The organism is Paenibacillus sp. FSL R7-269, from assembly GCF_000517865.1.
In the GTDB taxonomy this organism is placed as follows: domain Bacteria; phylum Bacillota; class Bacilli; order Paenibacillales; family Paenibacillaceae; genus Paenibacillus_AQ.
Genome location: NZ_ASPS01000004.1, coordinates 80884 through 106932, shown reverse-complemented (window position 1 = coordinate 106932; position 26049 = coordinate 80884). Strand labels below are relative to the sequence as shown.

General features: G+C 53.7%; 21 protein-coding genes. 17 read left to right on the top strand and 4 right to left on the bottom strand.

Annotated features, from left to right (window positions below; genetic code table 11):
- Positions 1 to 83 precede the first annotated feature (83 nt).
- Positions 84 to 923, bottom strand: coding sequence for a phosphatase PAP2 family protein (locus C162_RS01635; protein ID WP_235218327.1), 840 nt, complete (start codon positions 921 to 923; stop codon positions 84 to 86).
- Positions 924 to 1022: 99 nt separating this feature from the next.
- The gene (locus tag C162_RS01630) at positions 1023 to 1415 is read right to left on the bottom strand and encodes a TIGR04086 family membrane protein (protein WP_036690548.1); all 393 of its coding nucleotides are present in this window, start codon (positions 1413 to 1415) and stop codon (positions 1023 to 1025) included.
- A 200-nt stretch (positions 1416 to 1615) separates the two neighbouring features.
- On the opposite strand from C162_RS01630, the gene C162_RS01625 reads away from it, so the two are divergent.
- Entirely contained in the window at positions 1616 to 2425 is an 810-nt protein-coding gene (locus tag C162_RS01625; RefSeq protein ID WP_036690546.1) for a DUF421 domain-containing protein, read from the top strand.
- Here the strand turns inward: C162_RS01625 and spoVB are convergent.
- The gene (gene spoVB / locus C162_RS01620; protein ID WP_036690544.1) at positions 2422 to 4023 is read right to left on the bottom strand and encodes a stage V sporulation protein B; all 1602 of its coding nucleotides are present in this window, start codon (positions 4021 to 4023) and stop codon (positions 2422 to 2424) included. The two genes, C162_RS01625 and spoVB, sit on opposite strands and share 4 nt — an antisense overlap.
- Positions 4024 to 4237: 214 nt before the next feature.
- Here spoVB and C162_RS01615 point away from each other — a divergent pair, with 214 nt between their 5' ends.
- The 6 genes from C162_RS01615 to C162_RS01590 all read left to right on the top strand — a co-directional run bounded on the left by C162_RS01615 (position 4238) and on the right by C162_RS01590 (position 10941).
- Entirely contained in the window at positions 4238 to 4489 is a 252-nt protein-coding gene (locus C162_RS01615) for a post-transcriptional regulator (RefSeq protein WP_036690543.1), read from the top strand.
- Between the two features lie 233 nt (positions 4490 to 4722).
- Positions 4723 to 5976: a protein translocase subunit SecD gene (gene secD, locus C162_RS35145; RefSeq protein ID WP_036690541.1), complete on the top strand. Its 1254-nt coding sequence runs from the start codon at positions 4723 to 4725 to the stop codon at positions 5974 to 5976.
- A complete protein-coding gene (secF, locus tag C162_RS35140) occupies positions 5966 to 6862 on the top strand; it encodes a protein translocase subunit SecF (protein WP_036690539.1) in 897 nt (298 codons plus the stop codon). The genes secD and secF overlap by 11 nt, the downstream gene beginning before the upstream one ends.
- Before the next feature lie 121 nt (positions 6863 to 6983).
- Positions 6984 to 7949 carry a cation diffusion facilitator family transporter gene (locus tag C162_RS01600; RefSeq protein ID WP_036690538.1) on the top strand — a complete coding sequence of 322 codons (966 nt, stop codon included), beginning with the start codon at positions 6984 to 6986 and terminating at the stop codon, positions 7947 to 7949.
- A gap of 29 nt (positions 7950 to 7978) precedes the next feature.
- Entirely contained in the window at positions 7979 to 10393 is a 2415-nt protein-coding gene (gene recJ / locus C162_RS01595) for a single-stranded-DNA-specific exonuclease RecJ (protein WP_036690537.1), read from the top strand.
- Between the two features lie 29 nt (positions 10394 to 10422).
- On the top strand, positions 10423 to 10941 hold the full coding sequence (locus C162_RS01590; RefSeq protein WP_036690610.1) for an adenine phosphoribosyltransferase: 519 nt from the start codon (positions 10423 to 10425) through the stop codon (positions 10939 to 10941).
- Positions 10942 to 11158: 217 nt separating this feature from the next.
- Here the strand turns inward: C162_RS01590 and uraA are convergent, their stop codons facing one another.
- Positions 11159 to 12469 carry a uracil permease gene (uraA, locus tag C162_RS01585; RefSeq protein WP_036690536.1) on the bottom strand — a complete coding sequence of 437 codons (1311 nt, stop codon included), beginning with the start codon at positions 12467 to 12469 and terminating at the stop codon, positions 11159 to 11161.
- A gap of 313 nt (positions 12470 to 12782) precedes the next feature.
- On the opposite strand from uraA, the gene C162_RS01580 reads away from it, so the two are divergent.
- The 10 genes from C162_RS01580 to C162_RS01540 all read left to right on the top strand — a co-directional run bounded on the left by C162_RS01580 (position 12783) and on the right by C162_RS01540 (position 25992).
- A complete protein-coding gene (locus tag C162_RS01580; protein ID WP_036690535.1) occupies positions 12783 to 14963 on the top strand; it encodes a RelA/SpoT family protein in 2181 nt (726 codons plus the stop codon).
- Positions 14964 to 14993: 30 nt separating this feature from the next.
- Entirely contained in the window at positions 14994 to 15437 is a 444-nt protein-coding gene (gene dtd / locus C162_RS01575) for a D-aminoacyl-tRNA deacylase (protein WP_036690534.1), read from the top strand.
- Positions 15438 to 15699: 262 nt separating this feature from the next.
- Positions 15700 to 15855 carry a hypothetical protein gene (locus C162_RS35840; RefSeq protein ID WP_156949513.1) on the top strand — a complete coding sequence of 52 codons (156 nt, stop codon included), beginning with the start codon at positions 15700 to 15702 and terminating at the stop codon, positions 15853 to 15855.
- Positions 15856 to 16113: 258 nt separating this feature from the next.
- Positions 16114 to 16620 (top strand): type 1 glutamine amidotransferase domain-containing protein, encoded by a 507-nt coding sequence (locus C162_RS01570; RefSeq protein ID WP_036690533.1) that lies wholly within the window; start codon positions 16114 to 16116, stop codon positions 16618 to 16620.
- 59 nt (positions 16621 to 16679) lie between these two features.
- Positions 16680 to 17141 carry a hypothetical protein gene (locus tag C162_RS01565; RefSeq protein ID WP_036690532.1) on the top strand — a complete coding sequence of 154 codons (462 nt, stop codon included), beginning with the start codon at positions 16680 to 16682 and terminating at the stop codon, positions 17139 to 17141.
- A 1021-nt stretch (positions 17142 to 18162) separates the two neighbouring features.
- Entirely contained in the window at positions 18163 to 19422 is a 1260-nt protein-coding gene (gene hisS, locus C162_RS01560) for a histidine--tRNA ligase (protein WP_036690531.1), read from the top strand.
- A gap of 50 nt (positions 19423 to 19472) precedes the next feature.
- Entirely contained in the window at positions 19473 to 21251 is a 1779-nt protein-coding gene (gene aspS, locus C162_RS01555) for an aspartate--tRNA ligase (RefSeq protein WP_036690530.1), read from the top strand.
- Between the two features lie 76 nt (positions 21252 to 21327).
- Entirely contained in the window at positions 21328 to 22086 is a 759-nt protein-coding gene (locus tag C162_RS01550; RefSeq protein WP_036690529.1) for a tRNA threonylcarbamoyladenosine dehydratase, read from the top strand.
- A 192-nt stretch (positions 22087 to 22278) separates the two neighbouring features.
- Positions 22279 to 23580, top strand: coding sequence for an NCS2 family permease (locus tag C162_RS01545; RefSeq protein WP_036690528.1), 1302 nt, complete (start codon positions 22279 to 22281; stop codon positions 23578 to 23580).
- Positions 23581 to 23787: 207 nt separating this feature from the next.
- A complete protein-coding gene (locus C162_RS01540; protein WP_036690526.1) occupies positions 23788 to 25992 on the top strand; it encodes a HelD family protein in 2205 nt (734 codons plus the stop codon).
- The last annotated feature ends 57 nt before the right edge of the window (positions 25993 to 26049 follow it).

Genomic DNA, 26049 nt, shown 5'->3' with positions numbered 1-26049 from the left:
TTCTCGCTGAAACGGTACCGTCCTTTAAAAGGACGGCAAAGCCGTTTCCACTTGTATGCTCCTCATATGCGGAAATGATTGCACTACCTTGTGTTGGTGACCCGGCCCCGCACTCTCAAACCCTGTTCCCCGCTGCGCAGTGTAAGCTTGGCAAGCGGTACGGCAATAGCCGTGGACAGCACAGCCAGCAAGGTGCCGCCAATCATGTCGGTCAGCCAGTGAATGCCGAGATAGAAGATTCCAAAAACGATAATAACGGCTGAGATTGTACTAATCACCATCCAGCGGCGGTTGCCGGAACGGTAAGCGAGCAGAGCCATGGAAACGGAGATGGCGGTATGCAGGCTCGGGAAGCAGTTATTGAGGCCGGATAGCGGCCGGTATTCCTGTTCAAACTTCGGGAAAACGTCGAGCATGATGAACCGTACCCCGGCAGGCGCATAGGACCATACCTCGTTAACCGGAAAGTACAGGTAGAACGGAATAGCGATAGCATAGGTTAAAATAATGGTGTAGCAGGTCGCATAGAGGATCACACGGTTTTTGTCCAGCAGATAGATCCCCAGTGAGGCCGCCAGCACGGCTTGCAGCATGAAGATATAGAAGAAGACAATCACCGGTGTCAGCCAGGGAGCGTAGAACAGCTCTTGAACCATCCTGACGAAATGCCCCTCCAGCCCGAAGATAAAACCTGTGTAATCTGCGGTCAGCCGCATCTTTTCTTCGATCTGCAGCTCATATTTATTCAGGGCAAGAATACTGAACATCCCTATAATAATGAGTGTGAATTTATAGGACCTCAGCAGCTCTCTTCCGATTTCAACTAAGGCCATCAGCGGATTGCGCCGTGCGCCGATCCAGATTAAGATCACAACAATGGCAACGGTGTACACAACTACAAGATTCATGGACTGATACAGCAAAGCATTCGAAGCCTCCTTGATAATCGCTCATATGAAGTCAGACATAGGTAGTGTACCATATTTTCAAGGGAAGGTTTCAAATTTCGAAAATTATATTAATTAGGATTTCTGTAAATTAACCCCAAACACTCCTCCGAGTGCGCTAATGCCTGCGGCCGCCAGAACCCACAGGAAGTCCATTCCCCCCGGCGAACTGTCAAGCGCCAGAAATCCGATCAGCAGCACAGCCAGTCCGTATAACATGCCTGTGAGTGCTCCTTGGTACCAGCCTCTGCGGACGGCCCTGCTGCCTGCGGTCAAGCCTCCGAATGCGGCAGCGACGCCGTGCACAATGTAGGTGTACATAGTGAGGTCCTGTTCCTGCAGTCCGCTGCCCCAGAGCAGGAGGGAGAGGATGAACGCACCCAGCATCATCCACAGGAACGAGCGGATTAAACCCGATAATACCGGACTAGATATTTTCCATGAGAATAGACGCCTGATCAGAGACATGGTAAAACCCCCTAAAAGTTTGTTAACCGGATACTAATTATTGTATGGGGAGGCTTGCCCCAATAGTACAAGAATAGGCGGTATGACTTTTACCAGTAATTAAGCAGCAGCTTTCCGAATGTTCCCCTTACGGTCAGGTCAGAATAGGGGTACATTAATCCCCCTATATGGGGGAGTAGCGGAAGGGGAGCGAAGAGAATATGTTCCAGCATATTACGACCCATGTCTTTCTGACCGTGCTGATGTATATCTTCATTTTCCTGAGCATGCGCATCATGGGCAAACGTGAAATCGGCAAGCTGTCTGTATTTGACCTGACCATTTCCATCATGATTGCCGAGATCGGTGTCTTTGTGATTGAGGATATCGAGCGCCCCATCTATGATGGTGTTGTGCCTATGGCGACCCTGGTGCTGATTCAGGTTATCGTCGCACAGCTCAGTCTGAAGAGCCGGAAGCTGCGCTTATTGGTGGATGGCAGACCCAGCATCCTGATTTCGGACGGGAAGATTCACCGGGGCGAGATGCGCAGGCAGCGGTATAATATTGATGATCTGCTGGTGCAGCTCCGCGGGCAGAATATTGTCAGTCCGGCAGATGTAGAGTTCGCTATCCTGGAGACAAGCGGGCAGTTAACGGTGATTGAGAAGAATGCCAAAGTCACCTCATCCAATCAGTCGGGCAACAGCAGCTCCGGCGCAGAGCGGAAGGAGAAGAACGGCGGTAGCCAGAAGGACTCCGGCGATGCTGAATCATCCGGCGGTGACTCTGCTTCCGTGAAGCTCCCGAAGCATAAGATCCGTTATGAAGGACTGCCGATTCCGCTGATTATGGACGGTAAGGTGCAAGACGGCAATCTCGAGATGATCGGCAAGAACCGGTTCTGGCTTAGAACCCAGATCCGGCAGAAGGGTGTCGCTGATTTCCGGGATGTGTTCCTGTGCTCCGTGGATCATAAAGGAGAGCTCTACATTGCCCCGATCAGTCCCGATAAGGGGAAGCAGACCTAACTGCGCCAGCGTCTGAAAAAGGGCACCCGTTCCAGGTCACGCCTGGAGATCAGCCCGGATAACAGGCAGATGCTTAGATAGATGGCCATGCCACAAATAGCAGCGGCCAGAAATTGTATCCACTGCGACTGTGAGATTGGAACAGACGTATAGACATACGACATCCCGGCGGCCATGATGACCGTAGCGGCCAGGATTTTCAGCGGGTCCGACCAGCGGAGGGACATTGTGGTCAGCCTGACTACACTGTAGCCGTGCAGAAGCGTGACAAGTAAGCTGTTAACCATAATGGCGATGATGGCGCCCAGAATGCCGTATTCGGGCCGGGAGGCCAGCAGGAGGATCAGCAGGATTTTGACAATAGCTCCTATCAGCGTATTAATCAGCGCCTTGCCCGGACGGTCCATGGCCTGGAGGGCCGCCTGCAGTGGGGCCTGGACATATAGAAACACAGCGAATGGGGCCATCATCCTAAGCATAGGGGCAGTATCCGCGGCATTGCCGTACATTAATGTGCAGAGAGGTACGGCAAGAATATACATAACCGCAGCAAATGGGGCACCGGTCACCATGGCGAGCCGCAGGGCTTGGTGCATTCTTTTATGAATCGTGGGCAGATCGTTGCGGGCGGCCGCCTCGGATAAGGAAGGAACGAGGGATACGGCCAGCGAGGAGCTGAGTACGCCCGGCAGCAGCAGCAGCGGAATCACCATTCCCTGCAAGGAACCGTATTGTGCGGTTGCGGCCGCAGCCGCGATTCCGGCAAGCGCGAGGCTGCGCACGGTAATGATGGATTCCAGAAGGTAAGAGAATGAGCCGATCAGTCGACCGGCCGTTACCGGTATTGAAATGCCGATTAGACGCTTAAAGACAGGTGTAGTTGTATGATCGGGCTCGTGTCCGGCACTGCCCTGTGTATCTTGATTAGTTACATCCACGGAAGGCGGGGGTTCAGACCTGTCTTTTTTGTCGTTAAAATAATATTGCCCCAGCAGGGCCAGCATTCCGGCGATCTCCCCCACAGTCACGCCAAGCATGGCACCCGCAGCCGCAAAGGCGATGCCCTTCGGCAGCAGCATCCAGGAGAACCACAGCATGAAGAAGATCCGGATGACCGATTCCAGCACGGAGGAGAAGGCCGAGGGAATCATGTTCTGCCTGCCTTGAAAGTATCCCCGGTAGATGGATGAGACGGCGACGATGGCGATCATGGGGGTCATGCTGACGAACGTATAATAGACACGCTGGTCCGTCAGAAGAACGCTGGATACCCAGGAGGCGCTGAACAGGGCAACGAAGGTGAACACAATGCCCAGCGACAGGCTGAGGGCAAGGCCGGTTTGCAGGATTTTGCGCGACTGCTCCGGGCGGTTCTCCCCTTCGGCTTCCGCCACCAGCTTGGCAATGGCCAGCGGAATTCCTCCCGTAATTACCGTAATAAGCACAATGAAAAACGGGTATCCGAGCTGATACAGACCCACCCCCTCAGCACCGATGATCCGGGGCAGGGCAATCCGGGGAATGAAGCCAAGCATCCGGTTAATGATACCGGCGAGCAGCAGGATGATCGTTCCTTGTATAAAGGTCTGTTTCCTCACAGGGCACTCCTTCTTCCTACATATGAGATGAAACTGCAGGTGAATTACCGCCATAATCAAGCCAGGCTTGTATAAGGATATGCCAGTACAGGCCTACTCCATGACAAGCATTCCATAGACAAGTTTTTTGACTGAAAGCAGGAAAGTATGAGCGCAGGGTCGAATACGTAGCACTGAGCATACGTAATTGAGGAATCTTTGGAGGTGCCTGCACGTGGAATCGGAACAATGGAGATATGACGAGCTTAGTGAAGATATCGAAGCCATGTGCATCAGCAAAGCGGAGGAATTCCGGCTCCTCGGCTATGAATATGTGACCGGTAAGGATATTTGGGATTGTATCAGCCGCAATTATGCCAAGGAGGGAAGACCTCCCCTGCACAGGCTGGTCAATGACATCTATTCGCTCAAGTCAGGCAGTTATATGACTTATCTGACCTTGGCGGCCTACCGGGGATTGAATTAACGGGGGGATTTGTCAAAAGGAACGATTTTCTTTTGCAAACGGGTACGCGAAGCAGTAAAGTAAGTACAGAGTGTTCAGACTTGTCCTATCAAACGGAGGTATCCTCGCTGTGCAGCAGAACCTGCCGTTTCTTTGTGTGAATCAAGACACCGTCATTCCTTATGAATTGACGGTCATTTCGCACGTAGCTATAATAGGAATATTGAAGTAATGAAAGGGGAACTAGCTAGAGCATGAAGAGAATGATGAGCTTTATCATTACCGTGGTCGTTCTAACCGGCGTCATGGTATTTACTACTCCCGGGCTGCTGGACAGAGTCCGTCTGGGTCTTGACCTTAAGGGCGGATTCGAAATTCTGTACCACGCCGAGCCAATGGATACGGGAGGAACTCTGACCCGCGCTTCGCTGCAGAAGACTGCAGAGAGCCTGGAGAAGCGGGCGAATGCACTCGGAACCAGCGAGCCTGAGGTGACCACCGAAGGTACAGACCGCATCCGTCTGAAGATCGCAGGTGTTACCGACGAAGCAGAGGTCCGCAAGAAAATGAAAGAACCCGCAGTTCTCACCTTCCGCAGTGCCAAGGAAGGGGATGCTCCCGGAGTATTCAGTAAGATTGAGCTTGTAGGCAGTGACTTCGTGGAAGGTGCGGCAGAGGTTCAACGCGACAGTCTGAACCGTCCCGAAATCAGCATCTCGATCAAAGACAAGAAGAAATTCGCAGAGATTACCGAGCGTCTGCTGGGTAAGGAACTTGCTATCTATCTGGATGAGAACCTGTTATCTGCGCCTCCGACGGTACGAGCTGTGCTGACCGATGGTAAGGCTTCGATCTCCGGGGGATATACACTGGATGAAGCCCGTGAGATTGCCGATACGATCAACCTCGGTGCGTTACCGCTGAAGCTGACAGAGAAATATTCCCAGAGCGTAGGGGCTACACTGGGTAAGCAATCCCTGGATGAGACTGTCAGAGCCGGTATTGTCGGTTCTGTAATTATTTTGATCTTCATGCTGCTTATGTACCGTCTTCCGGGCGTACTGGCCAGCTTCGCGCTGATCCTGCACACCTGGCTGCTGATTCTGGTATTTGTCCTGGCGGACTTTACGCTGACCCTTCCCGGGATCGCCGCGTTCATTCTCGGTATAGGGATGGCCGTCGATGCCAATATCATTACCAATGAACGGATCAGGGAAGAGATGCGCAGCGGGAAGGGCATTATGTCTTCCGTCAAAGCAGGGAACAAGACCTCCTTCCGTACAGTTATGGATGCGAATGTAACCACTATTATCGTAGCGGCTGTCATGTTCGCCTTCGGTACTGGTGCGGTCAAAGGCTTCGCACTGATTCTGATCGTGGAAATTGTACTAAGTATCGTAACAAACCTTTATTTTGCCCACTGGATGCTGACTGTGCTGGTTAAAGCCGGCGCACTCAAGAAGCCGAAGCAATTTGGGGTAAAGGAGAGTGACATCAGTGCGCTTTAAGAAAGAGCTTGACTTCGTACATTTAAGTAAATTTTTCTATATCTTCTCGATCGCCATTACTGTAGCTGGTCTGATCTTTCTGGCGACCTTCGGCCTGAATTACAGCGTTGACTTCAAGGCTGGTTCCAATGTGGACGTGTCGCTCTCGAAGAGTGTCACGCTGGCTGAGCTTCAGCCGGCTCTAAAGGATGCAGGCATTGGGCATGAGCCGACGATTACCATCGGCGACAAGCGGGTCAACATCCGTTATGATCAAGAGCTGAGTGATACACAGAGCGAGACCCTCAAGAAGTCAATCAACAAGATTGATGAGAAGGCGTCTTTTGAGATCAACACCGTAGATACCGAAATGGCCAAGGAGCTGGCCCGGAATGCGATTTATTCTGTGCTGCTTGCCAGTATCGGGATTATCATTTATGTTAGTATCCGGTTTGAATGGCGTTTCGCGTTGGCTTCCATTGTGGCGCTGCTCCATGACGCATTCATGGTAGTGGCGATCTTCTCGATCTTCCGTCTGGAGGTTGACATTACCTTCATTGTCGCGGTGCTGACCATTATCGGTTACTCGATTAACGATACGATCGTTATCTTTGACCGGATACGCGAGAATCTGCGCTTCGGTAAACAGAAGTCGTATGAGGACCTGAAGCACCTGGTTAACAAAAGTGTAATGCAGACACTCATGCGTTCTCTTTATACAGCCTTCACCGTATTTATCGCCGCGTTCTTCCTGCTGATTATGGGCGGCGAGTCGATCCGCATGTTCTCGCTGGCCATGGTTATCGGTCTGCTCTTCGGAGCCTATTCATCGATCTTCATCGCAAGTCCGCTCTGGCTGCTCCTGAAGAAGCGCCAGAAGCCGGCTAAGACCCCGGCCAAAGTCTAACACCCGCTTGTTCTGTAAGCCGCGTCTGTAGCGACGCGGCTTTTCGGAATCTTCGGGTTAGGGCGTCTTGCTTGATTTCATCATCATGAGTTTACCTGCTAGTGGTAAGGAGGGCCTCGTTATGAATGACAAACCATTACCCCGGAAACAAACTGTTGCCTGGACCGGAATCCTTAGTGATGTTCTGCTTGCTGTAGCCAAGGGAAGTATCGGTTATCTGTCAGGCAGCAAAGCATTGTTGGGGGATGCAATTTATTCGGGAGCAGATGCCGCTGCCAGACTGGCGGGGGTGATTCCGTGGAACCTGAAGCAGAGTCACAAGACTGCAGGCGCAGCCGAACGTGGCCGCACTGTACAAGGAAGCAAGGAGCCCATGGCGGCTATTCTTTTCTCTGTGCTGATTATTATGGGCGGGCTGCAGGTTGCTTTCTCGGCTATCCGTGATTTGACAAGGGGACATCTGTCGGCACCGGAGGAGTCAGCGCTTGTTGCTGTCCTGCTGTGCATTGTGTTCAAAGAGGCGGTATTTCAATACCAGTACCGTTATTTCAAAAAAAAGGGTGACGGCAGTCATGCAGCTTATGCCGATAGCCACCGGTTCAGCCTCTATACGTCTATAACTGTATTTATCGGAATTGCCCTGGCCATAACTGGAGGATACTTGAACTGGCATCCTCTGCTCTACATGGACCCCATTGCAGCTCTGCTGACCGGATGTCTGATTCTCCGCAAAGGCTATTCATTAATTGCTTCCTCTGTGTACAGCAAGAAGATTCAGGAGCTTCCTTCCGAGGAAGCAGCCAGCTTCATCGAGACGGTTCAGCGGGTACACGGAGTCATCCGGGTGGAGCAGCTCCGGGCGCTGGAGGAAGGCGACTATGTGAATCTGCATGTAAAGATTAGTGTGAATCCGCGGATCAGCGTGATGGAAGCACAGGATATTTCGGAATGTGCAAGGAAGCTGCTTCAGCACCGGTTCGTTCATGTTGGTGAGGTTCATATGGATGTTGTGCCGTATGATCCGGGTTATCCTTATAAAAGCAATCACGAGCTCGTGGACAACGATATTCCCACGCTGCTTCAGTAGTCTGCAAGGTGAGAGAAAGGTGAGCTGTATTGCTTCATTCAAAAACAAGCTGGCAATCTCCGGCAGCCGATTCCGAGCGTATTCAGGAACTGGCCCGGAGCCTTTCTATTTCTCCGCTCCTTTCTTCACTGCTGGTGCAAAGAGGTATGGATACCGCTGACAAGGCGCGCGTATTCATGGATTCAGGAGCGGAAGATAGACATGATCCATTCCTGCTCAAAGGAATGGCTGAAGCGGTGCCACGGATACAGAAGGCACTGCAGGAGGAAGAGCATATTCTGGTGTACGGTGATTATGACGCAGACGGGGTATCCAGCACAGCGCTGATGATCTACCTGCTGCGTCATCTCGGCGCCTCCTTTGACATTTATATTCCCCATCGGTCCAATGAAGGCTATGGACTGCATAATCATGCGCTGGACTGGGCGGTCCAGCAGGGTGTATCTCTCGTCATTACGGTTGATACTGGTATCAGTGCCTATCATCAGATTGCCTATGCCTCGGAGCTGGGCATTGATGTTATTGTCACGGACCATCATGAGCCGCCGGAGCTGCTGCCGGAGGCGTATGCCCTGATTAACCCGAAGCTGCCGGACTGCCCGTATCCGTTCAAGGGTCTGGCCGGAGTGGGGGTGGCTTACAAACTGGCTGAAGCGCTCCTGGGCAGCGAAGTGCCGGAGGAATGGTGTGAGATTGCCGCCATCGGCACCGTAGCTGACCTGATGCCGCTGCTGGGCGAGAACCGCAGTCTGGTGCGCAGAGGCCTCAGCAGCATGCGGAATTCATCCTTCCCGGGCATCCGAGCGCTGCTCTCGGTGAGCGGTATTGCGATGAACACCGTCAGTGCGGTGAATATCGCCTTCGGGATGGCTCCGCGTATTAATGCCAGCGGAAGACTGGATCATGCTGGCCGGGCGGTTACACTGCTGACCACGGAAGATTCGGCAGAAGCTGAGCAATTTGCCGGTGAGCTGGATCTGCTGAACAAGGAACGCCAGCTGGTTGTGGAGCGAATTGTCACTGAAGCCACCGCCAAGCTGGAGGAGAGAATCAGCCGGAGCGGACTGCCGGATATTATTGTGCTGGCGGACCAGGGCTGGAATGTCGGCGTAGTCGGCATTGTGGCCTCCAAGCTGCTGGAGCGGTATTACCGTCCGGTCATTATTCTGGACATTCATCCGGAGACCGGGATGTGCAAGGGCTCTGCCCGCTCTATTCCGGGCCTGGATATCTATGCAGCCTTATCCTCATGCGCCGGACTGATGGACCACTTCGGAGGACATCCGGCTGCGGCGGGGATGAGTCTGCCGCAGGATAAGCTGGAAGCCTTCGATGCGGCGCTGAACAGCTATGCTGCGTCTATTCTGAAACCGGAGGACTTCGTAGCTGTTACAGCTGCGGACGGCGAGGTCTCCATTGCCGATCTGACCCTCCAGGCTGCGCTGGAGCTGGAGCGGCTTGCCCCGTTTGGCATGGCCAATCCGCTGCCGAGATTCATTCTGCGCGAAGCGGTTGTGAAGGAGACCCGGAAGATGGGCCAGGAGGGCAAGCACCTGAAGCTTGTGCTCCAGCAGGACAAGCTGACGATTGAAGCTGTAGCCTTCGGCAAGGGTCCGCTGGCAGAGCTGCTTCCGGACGGAACAGTCGTGGATGTATTGGCAGAGCTGTCCGTCAATGAATGGAACGGCTCGCGCAAGCCCCAGCTGATGCTGCAGGATCTGGCGGTGCCGAAGGCGCAGCTGTTCGATCTGCGCGGCGCAGCTGATGCTGTCAAGCAGGCAGCGCATATTCAGGAGCTGCTCCGCACCTATAGCGGCAGCAATCCGGGCCGGAGTGCTGCGGTCTTCCAGAACAGCCGGACGACGCCGCTGCGTGATCTTAAGGGCATGTCCCTCTGGGTATACGATGAGTCTGCCGGGATCTCTGCTGTACATGAGCCGGAAGGCGCGCATGATGAAGAGGGACTGTCGCTGCTCTGTGTGCTGGATATGCCCGAGTCCCCGGAACAGCTGGAAGCGCTGTTCACTGCTTTTCCCCGGGCGGAGAACATTGCCCTGCTGCATTCGATCCGTGACGGGCGTGACCGGCTGCAGGTGCCGACCCGTGATCATTTCAAATCGTTATATAAATGGATCGCCGCAATCGCTGCATCTCCAACTCCTGAGCATGAAGTGCTGCTGCGGCTTAGCCGCCAGTCGGCGCTTGGTGTGCGTATGGTGAGCAGAATGCTGGATGTGTTCGATGAGCTTGACTTCATTGAGCGCAGCGGCGGCACAATCACCTTTGTCCCGCAGCCTGCCGCCAAGAGTCTGAGCTCATCAGAGCATTTCGTCAGACTGGGCAAGACGGCGGAGATGGAGCAGTATTTCATGGAAGGCAGCCGCAGTGAATTGCAGGAGTTTATGCTGTCACGGTCATTGGTTCAAGTAACTTCAGCGGGGTGATTCCCGCTTACTTTTAGGAGATGATGATGTTGGATTTCAAAGACAATATTCGCGTAATTCCGGATTTCCCCCAGGCGGGAATCAGCTTCAAAGATATTACTACACTGCTCAAGGACGGCGCTGCGTACCGTGCAGCCATCGATGAGCTTAAGGCTCTGGTGGCCCACCTGGAGATCGACGTCATTGCCGGACCGGAGGCGCGCGGCTTTGTAGTAGGCGCACCACTGGCTTACGCGCTCGGGGTAGGCTTCGTGCCTATCCGCAAAAGCGGCAAGCTCCCTTATGAGACAATCGAAGTAGGCTATGATCTGGAATACGGCAAGGATACCCTCGCTGTGCATACCGATGCGATCAAGCCCGGCCAGAAGGTGCTGATTGCGGATGATCTGCTGGCTACAGGCGGTACAATTGCTACTTCTGTTAACCTGGTAGAGCAGCTTGGCGGCCAGGTGGTCGGCGCTGCATTCCTGATCGAATTGACAGCCCTGTCCGGACGGGACAAGCTGACGGATATTGAAGTTGTTACCTTGTTGACTTACGAGGATTAATCCTTGTACCCGGCAACTTTTCCCGGGAAATATAAAGCGGACTGCTGTCGAATGAAGACAGCAGTCCGCTTTTTTTGAAATATAAGCATTTATATGTTGCACACGATAAATTATCCTTCTATTTCTCGCTGAAACGGTATCGTCCATTAAAAGGACGGCAAGGCCGTTTCCACTTGTTATAGGTTGAATTGGGTGGACAATAACAGTTGAGAGGTACTTAATGTGCCGATTTGTCAGCTTCCTGTTCATTGGACAGGCCCAGTACCTCGATCAGCTTGAAGAGCAGGGCAAGGACCATACCGACGATAGTCGCCAGTGCCATCCCTTTCAGCTCTACACCGCCGAGCTTCAGCGAGATGCCGCTGATGCCGACAACCAGGACGAGCGTAGCAAGAATCATGTTGGTGGCTTTGGAGAAATCGACTTTCTGTTCCACGAAGATACGCAGGCCTGACGCCGCAATAACCCCGAACAGCAGCAGGGATACACCGCCCATGACCGGCAGCGGAATGTTGGCAATAACCGAGGAGAACGTTCCGGAGAACGACAACACAATGGCGATTACAGCAGCTCCCGCGATAACATATACCGAGTACACCTTGGTCAGAGCCATTACGCCGATATTCTCACCATAAGTGGTATTAGGCGTAGATCCCAGGAACCCGGAGAGAACAGTTGATATCCCGTTACCCATCAATGAGCGGTCCAGTCCCGGGTCCTTGGTGAGGTCCTTGCCGACAATATTGCTGGTAACCAGCAAATGGCCGATATGCTCTACAATGACCACAAGTGATACAGGAATAATAGTCAGAATGACCTGCCAATTGAAGGATGGGGTGATGATCGTGGGATGCGAGAGGAAGCTTGCTTGAGAGATGGCACCGGTATTCACCTCACCCAAGATATAAGCGAGTACATAACCGGTAACAATACCGATGAGGATATGAATGATTTTGGGGAAGCCGCGGAACAGCACGGAGCCGAGCACGGTAACACCAAGCGTGACGAGCGACAGGGAAATCGCTTTGCCGTCAGGCGTCCAGTCGGCGGTGGCCACACCATCAGGAGCAATCAGTCCGGCCATCCGTGCGGCTACAGGCACAAGCTCCAGTCCGATCGTGGCAACTATCGCTCCCATGACTGCAGGAGGGAATACAATATCAATCCAGCCGGTACCAGCATAACGTACAATTAAGGCCACAAGAATGAATATAACACCAGTCACGATAAAAGCGCCCAGTGCAAGCGAATATCCGCGCTCATGATCGCCGGCATGCTCTTTCAGCACAAGCAGTACCGGAGAGATGAAGGCAAAGCTTGAACCCAAATAGGCGGGGATTTTGCCGCGGCAGATCAGAATGTATAGCAAGGTGCCGATACCGTTCATCAGCAGGATCATGCCGGGATCTACCCCGAACAGGTTGGGAACAAGCACGGTGCTGCCGAACATGGCGAACAGATGCTGAAGACTCAGGAGGAAGCCCGGGCCCCAAGGGAGTCTTTCGTTAATTTGAATTTCGCGTTGCAATGGAGTTCACTTCTCTTTCTGATCTAATTTGATTTGACAATTCTTATCTTTATAAAAAACCGCCTTTACTAGATTAAATAGAACAGCGGTTTTTTACAACAACATTTTTACCCGTGCCACAAAATTGTCTTTTCTTGACCCTTTCCCTGACAAGAATACCACGCTATGGCAAGTGTTGACGGAATCCCTCGTAAGCGTCATAATTATAGACAACTTTAACCTGAGCGTAATGCAGCCGGGAACGTATGGAACCTGCAAATTCTGCATGCTTGCAGGTTCATTTTATTATAGAAGGGAAACGGATACGACGAGAATGGGCATAGAGCAATTAACCGAAAAGGCTGGCGCCTATATAAAAGAAAAAGATCTTCTCCGCATCCGTGAAGCTTATGAATTCGCTGATCAGGCTCATCACGGGCAGGTCCGGAAGTCGGGGGAGCCATACATTCTGCATCCGCTAGCGGTCGCAGATATTGTCGTAAATATGCAAATGGATGTCATATCCATTATTGCTGCGCTGCTGCATGATGTTGTGGAAGATACGACGGTGTCCCTGGAGCAGATCCGCACGAAATTTGGCGATACCTGCGCAATGCTGGTGGACGGCCTGACCAAGCTGGAACGCATCCGCTTCCGCTCCAAGGAGGAGCAGCAGAACGAGAACTACCGCAAGATGTTCATCGCTATGGCCCAGGATATCCGTGTGATCGTGATTAAGCTGGCGGACCGTCTGCATAATATGCGTACGCTCAAATACCAGTCCGAAGAGAGTCAGCGCCGGATTTCTTATGAGACGCTGGAGATCTTTTGTCCCATTGCGGACCGGCTGGGGATCTCTGCGATCAAGTGGGAGATGGAGGATATTGCGCTCCGTTACCTGAATCCGCAGCAGTATTACCGGATTGCGAATCTTGTACACAAGAAACGGGCAGAACGCGAGCAGTTCATTGACAGTGTCATCGGCCGCATCCGTGCCAAGCTGGATGAAATGGGCATCGAAGGCGATCTCTCGGGACGCCCGAAGCATATCTACAGTGTCTATAACAAGATGAACACGAAGAACAAGCAGTTCAACGAAATCTATGATCTGCTGGCTATCCGCATTATCGTCGACAATATTAAGGATTGTTATGCCACTTTGGGTATTATTCATACGCTTTGGAAGCCGATGCCTGGCCGTTTCAAGGACTATATTGCTATGCCCAAGGCGAACATGTATCAGTCTTTGCATACAACCGTAGTTGGTCCGGGAGGAGAGCCGACGGAGGTCCAGATCCGCACCTGGGAGATGCACCGCACGGCCGAATTCGGGATCGCTGCCCACTGGGCGTATAAGGAAGGCAGCAGCAACAACGTCAATCCGGAGAACCGGATGCCGTTCTTCCGCGAGATTCTGGAGCTGCAGCATGAAGCCAAGGATGCCGAAGAGTTCGTGGAATCGCTCAAAATGGACTTTTTCTCCGATCTGGTCTTCGTATTCACGCCTAAGGGTGAGGTAGTAGAGCTGCCTGCCGGCTCGGTGCCGCTGGATTTCGCGTTCCGCATTCATACCGAGGTGGGGAACCGGACGATCGGCTCCAAGGTGAACGGGCGTATTGTTCCGCTTGACCATAAGCTGAAGACCGGAGATATCGTGGAGATTCTGACCTCGAAGAATTCATACGGTCCGAGCCGCGATTGGCTGAAGATTGCACAGTCCTCGCATGCGCGGAGCAAGATCAAGCAGTGGTTCAAGAAGGAGAAGCGCGAAGAGAACGTGGAGAAGGGCCGGGAGGCCATTGAACGTGAGCTGAAGCGTCTGAACGTGGAGGTCTCTGACTGGCTGACAGAGGACAAATTGTCGGAGGCTGCGAAGAAGTTCGCCTTCAATGATGTGGAGGATATGCTGTCGGCGGTCGGCTTTGGCGGGATTACCGCCGCTCAGATCGCTTCCAAGCTGACCGAGAAGCTGCGTAAGGACCAGGAGGAGGCCGCAGGCCATCTGGAGCTTACCTCCGAGATGAAGGCGATCAAATCCAGCGGAGAGAAGCGCAACCAGCCGACCAACGGGGTACGTGTCAAGGGGATTGATAATCTGCTTGTGCGCTTCGCGCGATGTTGTAATCCTGTGCCGGGCGACGATATTATCGGATACGTGACCCGTGGACGGGGCGTATCGGTACACCGTGAGGATTGTCCGAACATTCCGAACGAGATGGACGGGGAGGAAGCAGCCCGCGTGATCGAAGTAGAGTGGGAAGGCAGTATGGAGGCTAATTACAGCGTTGATATTGAGATTACCGGCCACGACCGCAACGGGCTGCTGAATGAAGTGCTGCAGGCAGTATCGGAGAGCAAAACCAATATTTCAGCGGTCACCGGGCGCTCCGACAAGAACAAAATGGCGATGATCCATATGACGATTCTGATCCGCAATACCGATCACCTGCAGTCTGTGGTCGACAAAGTGAAGCGGGTCAAGGATGTCTATACCGTTAACCGCATTATGCAATAGAGGTAGTAAGGCAAGGAGCTGAAGAATGAGATGAGAGTAGTTGTGCAGCGCTGCAAGAACTCCAGTGTGACGGTGGACGGAGCAGTGACCGGAGCGATTGGAGAGGGCTTGCTGCTGCTGGTCGGCGTAACCCATGAGGATACGGAGAAGGATGCCAAGTATTTGGCGGACAAGGTTGCCGGACTGCGGATTTTTGAGGATGCGGCCGGTAAAATGAACCATAGTGTGACGGAGGCCGGCGGGGCCATTCTGTCCGTCTCCCAGTTCACGCTGTACGGGGACTGCCGCAAGGGCAGACGCCCCAACTTCATGGCGGCAGCGGCTCCGGCTGAGGCAGAGCGCCTCTACGACTACTTCAATCAGGAGCTGCGTGCCGGAGGGCTGCAGGTAGAGACCGGCGTGTTCGGAGCGATGATGGATGTCGCCCTGACCAACTGGGGACCGGTTACGCTGCTGTTGGACAGCAAGGGTTAGGAATGGAGGCGGCAGACGCCGCCTTAACTGTAAATATAAGAATTTATAGGTTTCACACGATAATTTATCCTTCTATTTCTCGCCGAAAGGGTACCGTCCTTTAAAAGGACGGCAAAGCCGTTTCCACTTGATAAGATATATCACGGGACTCCACATGGTGGGGTCTTTTTGCTTCGAGTTAACCAGGGCCGGATAGCAGCAGCTCTGACTGGATAGACTATGAATGATGCATCATTATTCACAAGTGCGGGGAGCAAGCAGAATGAGACAAGCACCAAAAGCATGGATGTGGAACACGATTCAGGCCCATGTGGCCGGGTCGATGGCCGAAGCTTCAGCGACAGCCAAGGAAGCCGGAGACCCGAAGGAGCCGCAGGGGCTTCAGCGCAGAGGCCGCGGTCTTTTGCCGCGTACCTGACCGCAGAGAAGGCAGGCGCGGAGTGGTATTTTTTGAAAATATAAGAATGTATATGTTTCACGCTATAAATTATCCTTCTTTTTTCTCGCTGAAACGGCACCGTCCTTTTAAAGGACGGCAAAGCCGTTTCCACTTGGCGCGGTGGCAGTAGGTACGGAACAGAATTTACGGGAACTGCTTAGGCTTCGTTATAAAGCGTGGGAATGAGGGTAATAGATTGACGAGACGACAGCAGCTTAGAGAGGAGATATGGATCTCATGAGTAAAGTAGCTTTTCTGCTCGCCAATGACTTTGAAGATTCTGAAATGAAGGTTCCTTACGAAGAAGTTTTACAGGCAGGACATCAGGCAGAAATCATCGGTCTGAAGAAAAATGAGACCCTGCTCGGCAAACAAGGAAGCGCATCCTATGCCTCCGATAAAGCGGTCAGCGAGGTCACAGCCGAAGAGTATGATGCGATAGTCATTCCAGGCGGATCTTCGCCGGAGAATCTTCGTCTTGACCCGGATATTCTGCAATTCGTGAAGGATGCTGACCGTGCAGGCAAGCCGATTGCCGCCATCTGCCACGGCCCGCAGATTCTGATCAGCGCTGAACTGCTGCAAGGCCGCACCCTTACTGCCTACCCGCCGCTGAAGGATGATCTGATCAATGCCGGCGCGGAGTTCAAGGATGAAGAGGTCGTCATAGACGGCAATTACATTACTTCACGCACACCCAAGGATGAGCCCGCTTTTGTGCGTGAGCTGCTTAAGGTGTTGTAATACATGAAATACATGCATAACCCGTTTGGCATAATACAACTTTATGGGAGGGATTTACAATGACTAGAAGAATCCAGGCCTATTTCAGTACAGAAGATGCAGCGGAAGGTGCTAAGACTTCTTTGATTCCTTATGGTGTAGAGGGGATTGAGGTATCGGCTTTAACCGACCCTTTGGATAATGGAGTAAATAACCGGCGTAACATTCTGATCCCGCTGGGGTCTACCAATACTGCTTCAACAGGTGCCGGGGGCGTGTACGCTGCCGGAGGTGCAACGGGTATGGGGTCCGGTGCGGCCATTGTCCCGGCAGTTGTGACCGATGATGATCTGAAACGTACGGATGAAGTTCGCGCTGATGAAGTACGCAGTGAGGGCGAAGTTCACAGAGGCGATGAGCTGACAAGCAGTGACCTGGAGCACCTGCATTATGTCATGGATCTCAAGGTAGCCGAGAATCATTACAATGAGGTTGTAGAGGTTCTGCGCGGCAAGCAGGCCTATGTGGAGATTTTTGATTAAGAAGATTATGTTCAAGTTCAATCTATATCGTTTCTATTTCAGCTCCAGCCCTCCGTTATAGAGAGGCTGGAGCTGTTTTATATGCAGCATAAAAGGGAGGACGGCGGGATAGATGTAGACAGGAGCAGTGGGATGGTGTAACCTATGGATTAGCATGACAGCGGGGATTTAGACGGTTTGGTGAAACGCTTTCTTTTCTGTAATGCAACTGTAACACTACATTCATTATTCCTTAATATAGTGTGTTTATAATAGAAGCATGACCCCCTTTTTTATAATATATGATGATGGACCTGCAGCAATCGGCTGCAGGTCACTTTTTTGTTTTAAGGGTTGGAGCAAGTGTGAGTGCCAGCAGAATGAAGCGGACTGAGAAGCGCCTATTTGTCCAAAAATCGCTAATTTGAGGCAGACGCGGACTGACATTCCGTTATTAAGTTGATTTGAGCAGATAACAAGGCCTATGTAGGCGCATAACGGAATCTGAGTCCGTTTAAGCCGGGAATTATGAGTTTTTGCCCCAATAGCGGAATCTCATTCCACTTAGCGGAAGGAAAGCTGGTGGCAGCTTATTTTATTCAATCCTTGACTTTAGCGCAGTGGTTCAGTAGAATCTAACAGTATAGGTAAGTTTATATTGTTTTGATGACGGGACCAAGTAATCCGTAACCCACAACCCCAGAGAGGAATCCCGCAGATCATGGCTGTCGTCCAGGTAAGGAGGACCGCGCGCTGATCCGCACGGCTGTAAGGATTCTGTTGATGAACGGATGAATGACCTCCCCGAGAACGCACGGCGAACGCAGGCAGCAGGATTGCCTATAGTCAGTAGCCGATTGCGCGTAGGCGGGCGTTAACCGCTTAGAGCGGAGCTTATGCAGAGCAAGTTGCATTGAGCCCGGAATGTGGGTGGTACCACGGGTGAATTATTGGTTATGATAATCCCTCGTCCCTGTTGTAATTGAACAGGGATGAGGGATTTTTTGCTGTTTTTAGGGGTTATTTTCAGGAGGGATAGACTGTGGCTAAAGAAAGATTCGAGAAACCTACAGGTACGCAGGATGTACTTCCGGGTGCAGTAGAGAAATGGCAGGTAGTGGAGGCCAAGGCAAGAGAGCTGTGCCGCCGCTTCAATTACCGGGAGATTCGTACCCCGCTGTTCGAGCACACCGGGCTGTTCGAGCGCGGAGTCGGTGAAACAACGGATATTGTAGAAGGTGAGATGTATACCTTCAAGGACAAGGGCGACCGCGATCTGGCGCTTCGTCCCGAAGGGACAGCAGGCGTGGTACGCGCGTATGTTCAGAACAAGCTATACGGGGAGCCGGATGTCAGCAAGCTGTATTACATCGGACCGATGTTCCGTTATGAACGTCCGCAGGCCGGCAGATACCGCCAGTTCCATCAGTTCGGCATCGAAGCCTTCGGCGCGGTGGACCCGGCGATTGATGCTGAAGTCATCTCGCTCGGGTACCAGTTCTACATTGATCTGGGGCTGAAGGATGTGCGGGTAGAGCTGAATTCGGTCGGCAACGCGCCGAGCCGTGCGGCTTACCGCGAGAAGCTGCTGGATTTCCTGAGACCTATGAGAGAGAGCCTGTGCAGCGACTGCCAGCGCCGGATGGAGCGCAACCCGCTGCGTGTGCTGGACTGCAAGGTCGATCAGGACAAGTTCGGCGGAGCGCCTTCCATTCTGGACAGTCTGGATGAAGAGTGTACAGAGCATTTTGCGAAGGTGAAGGGGCACCTGGATGTGATGGGTGTGGAGTACAGCATCAACCCCCGCCTGGTGCGCGGTCTTGATTATTACACGCATACGGCGTTTGAGTATAAAGCGGCAGGCATTGGCTCCATCGATACGGTGGGCGGCGGCGGCCGGTACAACGGTCTGGTTGAGGAGATCGGCGGACCGGATCAGCCGGGTATCGGGTTCGGTATTGGCCTGGAGCGGATTCTGCTGATCCTGGAGAATCAGGGTGTCGAGCTGGAAGCGGCAAAGCCGCTGGATGTGTACTTCGTTGCACTTGGCGAAGCAGCAGATCTGGAGATCACGAAGCAGTTGTTCCGTCTGCGCAGCCTTGGATTCTCTGCGGAGCGCGATTACCTGGGACGCAAGATGAAGGCGCAGATGAAGTCGGCGGACCGCATGTCGGCCCGGTATACGGCGATTCTCGGTGAGGACGAGCTGAATAGCGGCGTCATCGCACTGAAGTCGATGGAGACCGGCGAGCAACGGACGGTGAAGCTGGACGAGCTGGCAGAGGCGCTGATTCAGAATTAGGCCAAAAGGCAAGCATATGTAATTTTAATCATGAAGGGGTAGGATAAAAGATGACCAGAAGCCATAACTGTGGACAATTAACGACAGCGAGCATCGGTGAGACAGTAACATTGAACGGTTGGGTGCAGACCCGCCGTGACCTTGGAGGCGTGTTGTTCATTGACCTGCGCGACCGCACAGGGATTGTACAGATTGTATTCAACCCTGACTATTCCGGAGAAGCGCTGCAGATTGCCGATAAGGTCCGCAGTGAATACGTGCTGTCCGTGACAGGTACTGTGGTTAAGCGCGATGAGGAGACTATTAACCGCAACTTGCCGACCGGTGAGATTGAAGTGCAGATTACAGACATCGAAGTGTTGAATGCAGCTAAGACACCTCCATTCTTCATCGAAGACGGAGTGGAAGTAGACGAATCCCTGCGTATGAAATACCGTTACCTGGATCTGCGCCGTCCGGAGATGCATAAGACGCTGCTGCTCCGTTCCAAAGCGGCGAAGATCTTCCGCGATTTCCTGGACAGCGAAGGCTTTATCGATGTAGAAACGCCGATCCTGACCAAAAGCTCTCCGGAAGGCGCACGTGACTATCTCGTGCCAAGCCGTGTGCATGAAGGGGAATTCTTCGCGCTTCCGCAGTCGCCGCAGATCTACAAGCAGCTGCTGATGGTAGGTGGCATCGAGCGCTATTACCAGATGGCCCGCTGCTTCCGCGATGAGGACCTGCGCGCTGACCGCCAGCCGGAATTCACGCAGTTCGATATTGAGACCTCATTCATGCCGCAGGATGAGCTGCTATCGATGATGGAGAAGCTCATGCAGCGTCTGCTGAAGGAGACGATCGGGGTTGAGGTATCCGCACCATTCCAGCGGTTGACGTATGCCGAAGCAATTGGCAAATATGGTTCTGACAAGCCGGACCTGCGGTTTGGCCTGGAGCTGGTAGAGATGAACGATATCGTTGCTGAGAGCGGTGTGAAGGTATTCGCTTCCGTGATTGAGAAGGGCGGAGAAGTGAAATGTCTGAACGCCAAGGGCTGCGGCACATGGACCCGCAAGGAGATTGACGATCTTGGACCCTACGCTGCCCGTTACGGCGCCAAGGGTCTGGCCTGGATTCAGGTCAAAGACGGCGAGTTCAAGGGACCGATTGTGAAGTTCTTCTCCGAGGAAGAAATCGCTGCCGTGAAGGAGCGCACAGGTGCCGAGGATGGCGACTTGCTGCTCTTCTCCGCTGATACCAAGAAGGTGGTAGCGGATGTACTTGGCGCCTTGCGTCTGAAGATCGGCCGTCAGCTTGGCCTGATCGATGACAGTGTGTTCAAATTCGCTTGGGTAACAGAATTCCCGCTGCTCGGCTACGATGAGGACCAGAAGCGTTATGTGGCTGAGCATCATCCGTTCACACGCCCGATGGATGAAGACTTGCATCTCTTCGATACCGATCCTGGCGCGATCCGTGCGCAGGCCTATGATATCGTACTTAACGGCTACGAGGTAGGCGGCGGTTCCCAGCGTATCTACAAGCGTGACGTTCAGGAGAAAATGTTCAATGCACTAGGCTTCTCGCAGGAGCTGGCTTATGAGAAATTCGGCTATCTGATGGATGCCTTTGAATACGGGACGCCTCCGCATGGCGGCATCGCGTTTGGCTTCGACCGTCTGATTATGCTGCTGGCAGGCCGCACGAATCTGCGTGAGACCATTGCCTTCCCTAAGACGGCAAGTGCAACGGACCTGCTGATGGATGCCCCATCCCCGGTGGATGCGGGACAACTGGAGCAGCTGCACATCAAGCTGGCACCGAAACCGGAGAAAGAAAAGAAATAAATCAACTATGGACTGACGGGGCGCACCAGGAGAGCAGAGTGACGTCCCGGAAGCCTTGCCCAAGGAGGCTGACATCATGCTGAATCAGTTCTCGCGTACGGAGCTGGCGATCGGGCCGGAGGGCCTGGAGATTATGAAGAACAGCACAGTGGCTGTGCTGGGGATCGGCGGAGTCGGCGCCATGGCGGCGGAAGCGCTGGCCCGGACCGGAATCGGCCGGATTATCCTGATTGATAAGGATTCGGTGGATATTACCAACATCAACCGCCAGCTTCATGCGCTGACCACGACCATCGGCCAGAACAAAACCGATCTGATGGTGGACCGTATCAAGCTGATCAACCCGGAATGCGAAGCAATTGCGCTGAATATGTTCTACACCGAAGAGACGTATGAGGAGCTGTTCAAATACAAGCTGGACTATGTGATTGACGCTTCGGATACGATTATCTATAAGATTCACCTGATCAAGGAATGTCTGGCCCGGAAGATCCCGCTGATCTCCAGCATGGGCGCGGCCAACAAGATGGACCCGACCCGCTTCCAGGTCGCCGACATCTCCAAGACCACCATGGACCCGATTGCCCGGGTAATCCGTACCAGACTGCGCAAGGAAGGCATCAAGAAGGGCGTGAAGGTAGTCTTCTCCACCGAGAAGCCTATGAAGCCACGCGCGGATGTGACGGAGCAGATTGTGCCTGCGAATGCGCCGGACCGGCGCAAGGCGAAGCAGCCTCCGGCCAGTACTTCTTTTGTACCCCCTGTAGTCGGCCTGATTATGGTCAGTGTAACGGTACGGGATTTGCTCGAAACGGGCGGCATTACATTTGAATGAATTCTATCAGTTAAAAGGGTGTGTAGCTGGTTTTCGGCTATATGCCCTTTTATTACGGTATGTATTGGGGCCCCCGCAAAGTACCTGAATAGGCTTCGGAGCTAAAGCCGCACTTTGAGGGGTTATTTTACGGTATGTTTTGTTGGGAGATACTTGACATCCTATGAGATGAACTTAAGTGGAGGTTGTTACATGAAATCGAATATTTGGCGGAATAGCGTGGGAATGGAGCCGGGCGATAACTGGAAGCAGGAATGGGCGGCCGGCATTCTGTCGTATTTCGCTTCGGTATATATTGTGATGGTTAACGCAGCGATCCTGGCAGATGCAGGCATGCCGCTGCGGGCCGGGATGGTCGCCACGCTGCTGACAGCGGTGACAGGCTGCCTGCTGATGGCTTTTGGCGGCAAAACGCCGATCATCGTCGTCCCGGGCATGGGGATCAATGCCTTTTTTACCTATACGCTCGTGCATTCCATGAAGCTGGACTGGCGCGAGGCGCTGGCGGTGGTGGTGGTGACCGGGGTGCTGTTTGCCATTGTGGCCTTCACCTCGCTCTACCGCATTCTCAGCGATGCGATTCCCCATAATCTGCAGCATGCGATCACCGTCGGCATCGGGCTGTTCCTGACCTTCATCGGCCTGCAAAAAAGCGGGATTGTCATTGCCCACGCCACCACCTTCGTCGCCATCGGGCATTTCAGCGATCCTGCGGTCATTACCTCGGTGGTGACGCTGCTGCTGGCGCTGGTGCTGTTCATCCGCGGCACGCGCGGCGGGCTGCTGATCAGTATGCTCGCGGGCACAGGGCTTGCCTATCTGCTGGGAGCCGCCCATGCGCCGAAGAATACCGAGCCGGGACATGTGTTCAGCGGTTACGGCAGCGTGTTCGCCAGTATGGACTGGAGCGGATTCGTCAGTCTTGTCTTCTGGATTGCCGTTTTCCTGCTGCTGCTGATTGTGGTGTTTGAGAATATCGGCCTGATCTCTTCCCAGACGCTGATGGCAGGACGTCCGGAACGCTTCAAAAGCAGTCTGCGGGCGCTCTCGCTCGCCAACATCGCGGCAGGTCTGTTCGGCAGCAGCCCGGTGGTCGCCGCTGCCGAATCCACCGCCGGGATTGCGGCAGGGGGCCGCTCCGGCTTAACTTCACTCGTCACCGGCCTGCTGTTCGGAGCGACCTTCCTGTTCATCCCGCTGCTGGCTTATGTGCCGGACAGCGCGATTGCGCCGATTCTGATCGTAATCGGCGGGCTGATGGTGCAGAGTGTGCGCGAGATGGATCTCGGCGACATGACGGAGCTGTTCCCTGCGTTCCTGGTCATGGTGATGATTCCCTTCACCTACAGCATCGTGGACGGCATGGCGTTCGGCTTCATCACCTATCCGCTGGTGAAGCTGGCTACCGGCAAAGGCAAGGAGGTTCCTCCTGCCTTGTACGGCATTGCCGGACTGTTCATTGCGAACTTCGTGCTGCATGCGCTGATGGGCTAACGGCAAAGGCGGAAGGGGGGGGGAGCACTGCTTCCCCATTTCCGCTTATCCGCAGCCCCGGCAGCGGCTAGAAATATATGGATTTCCCTATCCTGTTGTGATAAGATGGACTGCTCACATCACTTAAGGTGCATGCTTCCGAAGCGAGTTATGCTCGTAGTGATTCAGGAAGTGAATGCCCGCAAAACTTTTAGGAGGTAACTGAAATTGGAAGACAACTTTCAAAGTGCCTATCAAGAGGAAGAAGACAGGCTGAACCACGCGCTGACAGAGATTGACTCTACCCTTGAACGATTGCGCGGAACTCCGGTATACACAGGACACGATTATACGGAGCAAGTGCTGGAGGATTCAAGGGAGCAGAGGCGCAAAGATCTTGCCAAGCTTAGGCAGGAGCCTTATTTCGGACGGCTTGATTTTCAGGGCAATGATGAAGAGGAACGCAAGGCACTCTATATCGGCAAAATCGGCGTAGACCGCGAGCAGGTAAGCGACCGTCCGCTTGTCATTGATTGGCGGGCACCGGTGGCAAGCCTGTTTTATTCTTTTACCGGAGGAACGGAGGCCGCCTCATATGAAGCGCCGGAGGGGCTGATTGAAGGACTGGTCTATCTCAAGCGCAACGTAGTGATCCGCAAGCAGATCCTGGAGCGGGTGGCGGATACGTATAACCGTGACAGCGACGCGCCGGCGGTATCGGATGAATTCCTGGTCTACCGGCTGGGGGAGAACAAGGATAACCGGCTGCGGGACATCGTCTCCACGATCCAGGAGGAGCAGGACAAGATTATCCGGGCGGCCAAGAACACGGCGCTGATCATCCAGGGGGTCGCGGGAAGCGGCAAGACCACCGTTGCGCTGCACCGGCTGGCGTTCTTATTGTATCAATACAAGGAGCAGGTCTCGGCGGAGAAAATGATTATTTTCGCCCCGAACCGCATGTTCCTGGACTATATTTCAGATGTGCTGCCGGAGCTGGGCGTCGGCAATATTGCCCAGAGCACGTTCCCGGACTGGGCGGCCGAGGTGCTGGGTGTGGACTTGCCGGAGCAGGATGCTTCGGAGGTCATGAGCCGCTGGTTCGAGACGGCGGGAGCAATGCCGGTCATCACGGAGGAGACCCCCGGGCGCTTCAAGGGCTCAACGGTGCTGATGGGCGTCATTGAATCCAGCGTCAAGCTGCTGGAGACCAGCGCTGTGCCGGAGGGGGATTTCAGCCCTTGGGACGGGGCAGTGCTGAGCCGCCAGGTGATTCTGCGCTGGCACAATGAGGAATACGCACCGTATCCTCCGGCGAAGCGCAAGGAGCGGGTGATGGCAAGGCTTCACCGCTGGATTGAGATGGAGCTGAAGAAGAGCCCTTCAGCGGCTGCGCTGAAGGAACGCAAGAAGAAGGGCACGGCACGTGAGAAGGCTTACAGCGCCAAATGGCCGAAATACGAGCCGCTCGCCATCTACAAGCAGATCTTCCGGGCGGCGAAAGCACCGGAGGACTGGCCGGCGGGAGCGCCGGAAGAGATTCCGCCTGCCGTGCTGAAGGAGACCGTCAAGGAGCTGAAAAAGGGGATTCTGCGCGAAGAGGATCTTCCTCCGCTGTTGTATATCCATTATCTTCTGAACGGGAACGAGGGTACGGAGCGCTTTGACCATATCGTGATCGATGAAGCGCAGGATTTCTCCCCGTTCCAGATTGCTGTGTTGGATCTGTATGTGAAGGGACATTCCTTCACGATTCTGGGTGACCTGTCGCAGGGCATCCACGCCTACAAGGGAGTGCATGCGTGGAGAGAGATGCAGACGCTGTTCGCTGAACAACACACGGCATACCATGCACTTACCCGAAGCTACCGCTCAACGATGGAAATTATTGAGTTCGCTAACGGCATTCTGTCTGCGGGCGTGGGCAGTGAGCTGCTGGCCGTTCCGGTTTTCCGCAGCGGGAATCCTGTGCGGCTGATCTCCTATGAGGAGGATGTGCTGCCGGGAACGGCTGCGGCTGCACCGGCAGACCAGCGGCTCAGCGCGGTCAAGAGCGCCCTGGCGCAGCTCTCCGGGCGTGAATACCGCACGGTGGCGGTATTGACCCGCAGCCTGCGGGAAGCCTCTGAGCTGTACGATGAGCTCGCTGGTCAATTCGAGGATCTTCATCTGATTGACGGCAGCATCACGGAATACCGGGGCGGCTTGTCGATCCTGCCCGTCTACTTGTCCAAGGGGCTGGAGTTCGATGCCGTCATTCTGGCGGACGCCGACAGTGACCATTATGGAGCGGCGGCCTGGGATGCGAAGCTGATGTATGTGGGCTGTACGCGTGCCCTGCATGAGCTGTGGCTGCTGAGGGGCGGCGAATTACCGCCTTATGTTCAATTGAACGCAGAGGAGACCGTCTCCGGCTGGCCGGCGCTTGATTAGAGTAATTAAGATATTCAGTCTGCAAGAGGGATAATAGCACGGAGAAAAGAGGGGTGT

What these genes read in the sequence shown, in the direction of transcription:
- C162_RS01630 (WP_036690548.1), bottom strand. Translation starts at nt 1,415, where the DNA reads ATGTCTCTGATCAGGCGTCTATTCTCATGGAAAATATCTAGTCCGGTA.
- C162_RS01625 (WP_036690546.1), top strand. Translation starts at nt 1,616, where the DNA reads ATGTTCCAGCATATTACGACCCATGTCTTTCTGACCGTGCTGATGTAT.
- secD (WP_036690541.1), top strand. Translation starts at nt 4,723, where the DNA reads ATGAAGAGAATGATGAGCTTTATCATTACCGTGGTCGTTCTAACCGGC.
- C162_RS01600 (WP_036690538.1), top strand. Translation starts at nt 6,984, where the DNA reads ATGAATGACAAACCATTACCCCGGAAACAAACTGTTGCCTGGACCGGA.
- C162_RS01580 (WP_036690535.1), top strand. Translation starts at nt 12,783, where the DNA reads ATGGGCATAGAGCAATTAACCGAAAAGGCTGGCGCCTATATAAAAGAA.
- dtd (WP_036690534.1), top strand. Translation starts at nt 14,994, where the DNA reads ATGAGAGTAGTTGTGCAGCGCTGCAAGAACTCCAGTGTGACGGTGGAC.
- C162_RS35840 (WP_156949513.1), top strand. Translation starts at nt 15,700, where the DNA reads ATGAGACAAGCACCAAAAGCATGGATGTGGAACACGATTCAGGCCCAT.
- C162_RS01570 (WP_036690533.1), top strand. Translation starts at nt 16,114, where the DNA reads ATGAGTAAAGTAGCTTTTCTGCTCGCCAATGACTTTGAAGATTCTGAA.
- C162_RS01565 (WP_036690532.1), top strand. Translation starts at nt 16,680, where the DNA reads ATGACTAGAAGAATCCAGGCCTATTTCAGTACAGAAGATGCAGCGGAA.
- aspS (WP_036690530.1), top strand. Translation starts at nt 19,473, where the DNA reads ATGACCAGAAGCCATAACTGTGGACAATTAACGACAGCGAGCATCGGT.
- C162_RS01550 (WP_036690529.1), top strand. Translation starts at nt 21,328, where the DNA reads ATGCTGAATCAGTTCTCGCGTACGGAGCTGGCGATCGGGCCGGAGGGC.
- C162_RS01545 (WP_036690528.1), top strand. Translation starts at nt 22,279, where the DNA reads ATGAAATCGAATATTTGGCGGAATAGCGTGGGAATGGAGCCGGGCGAT.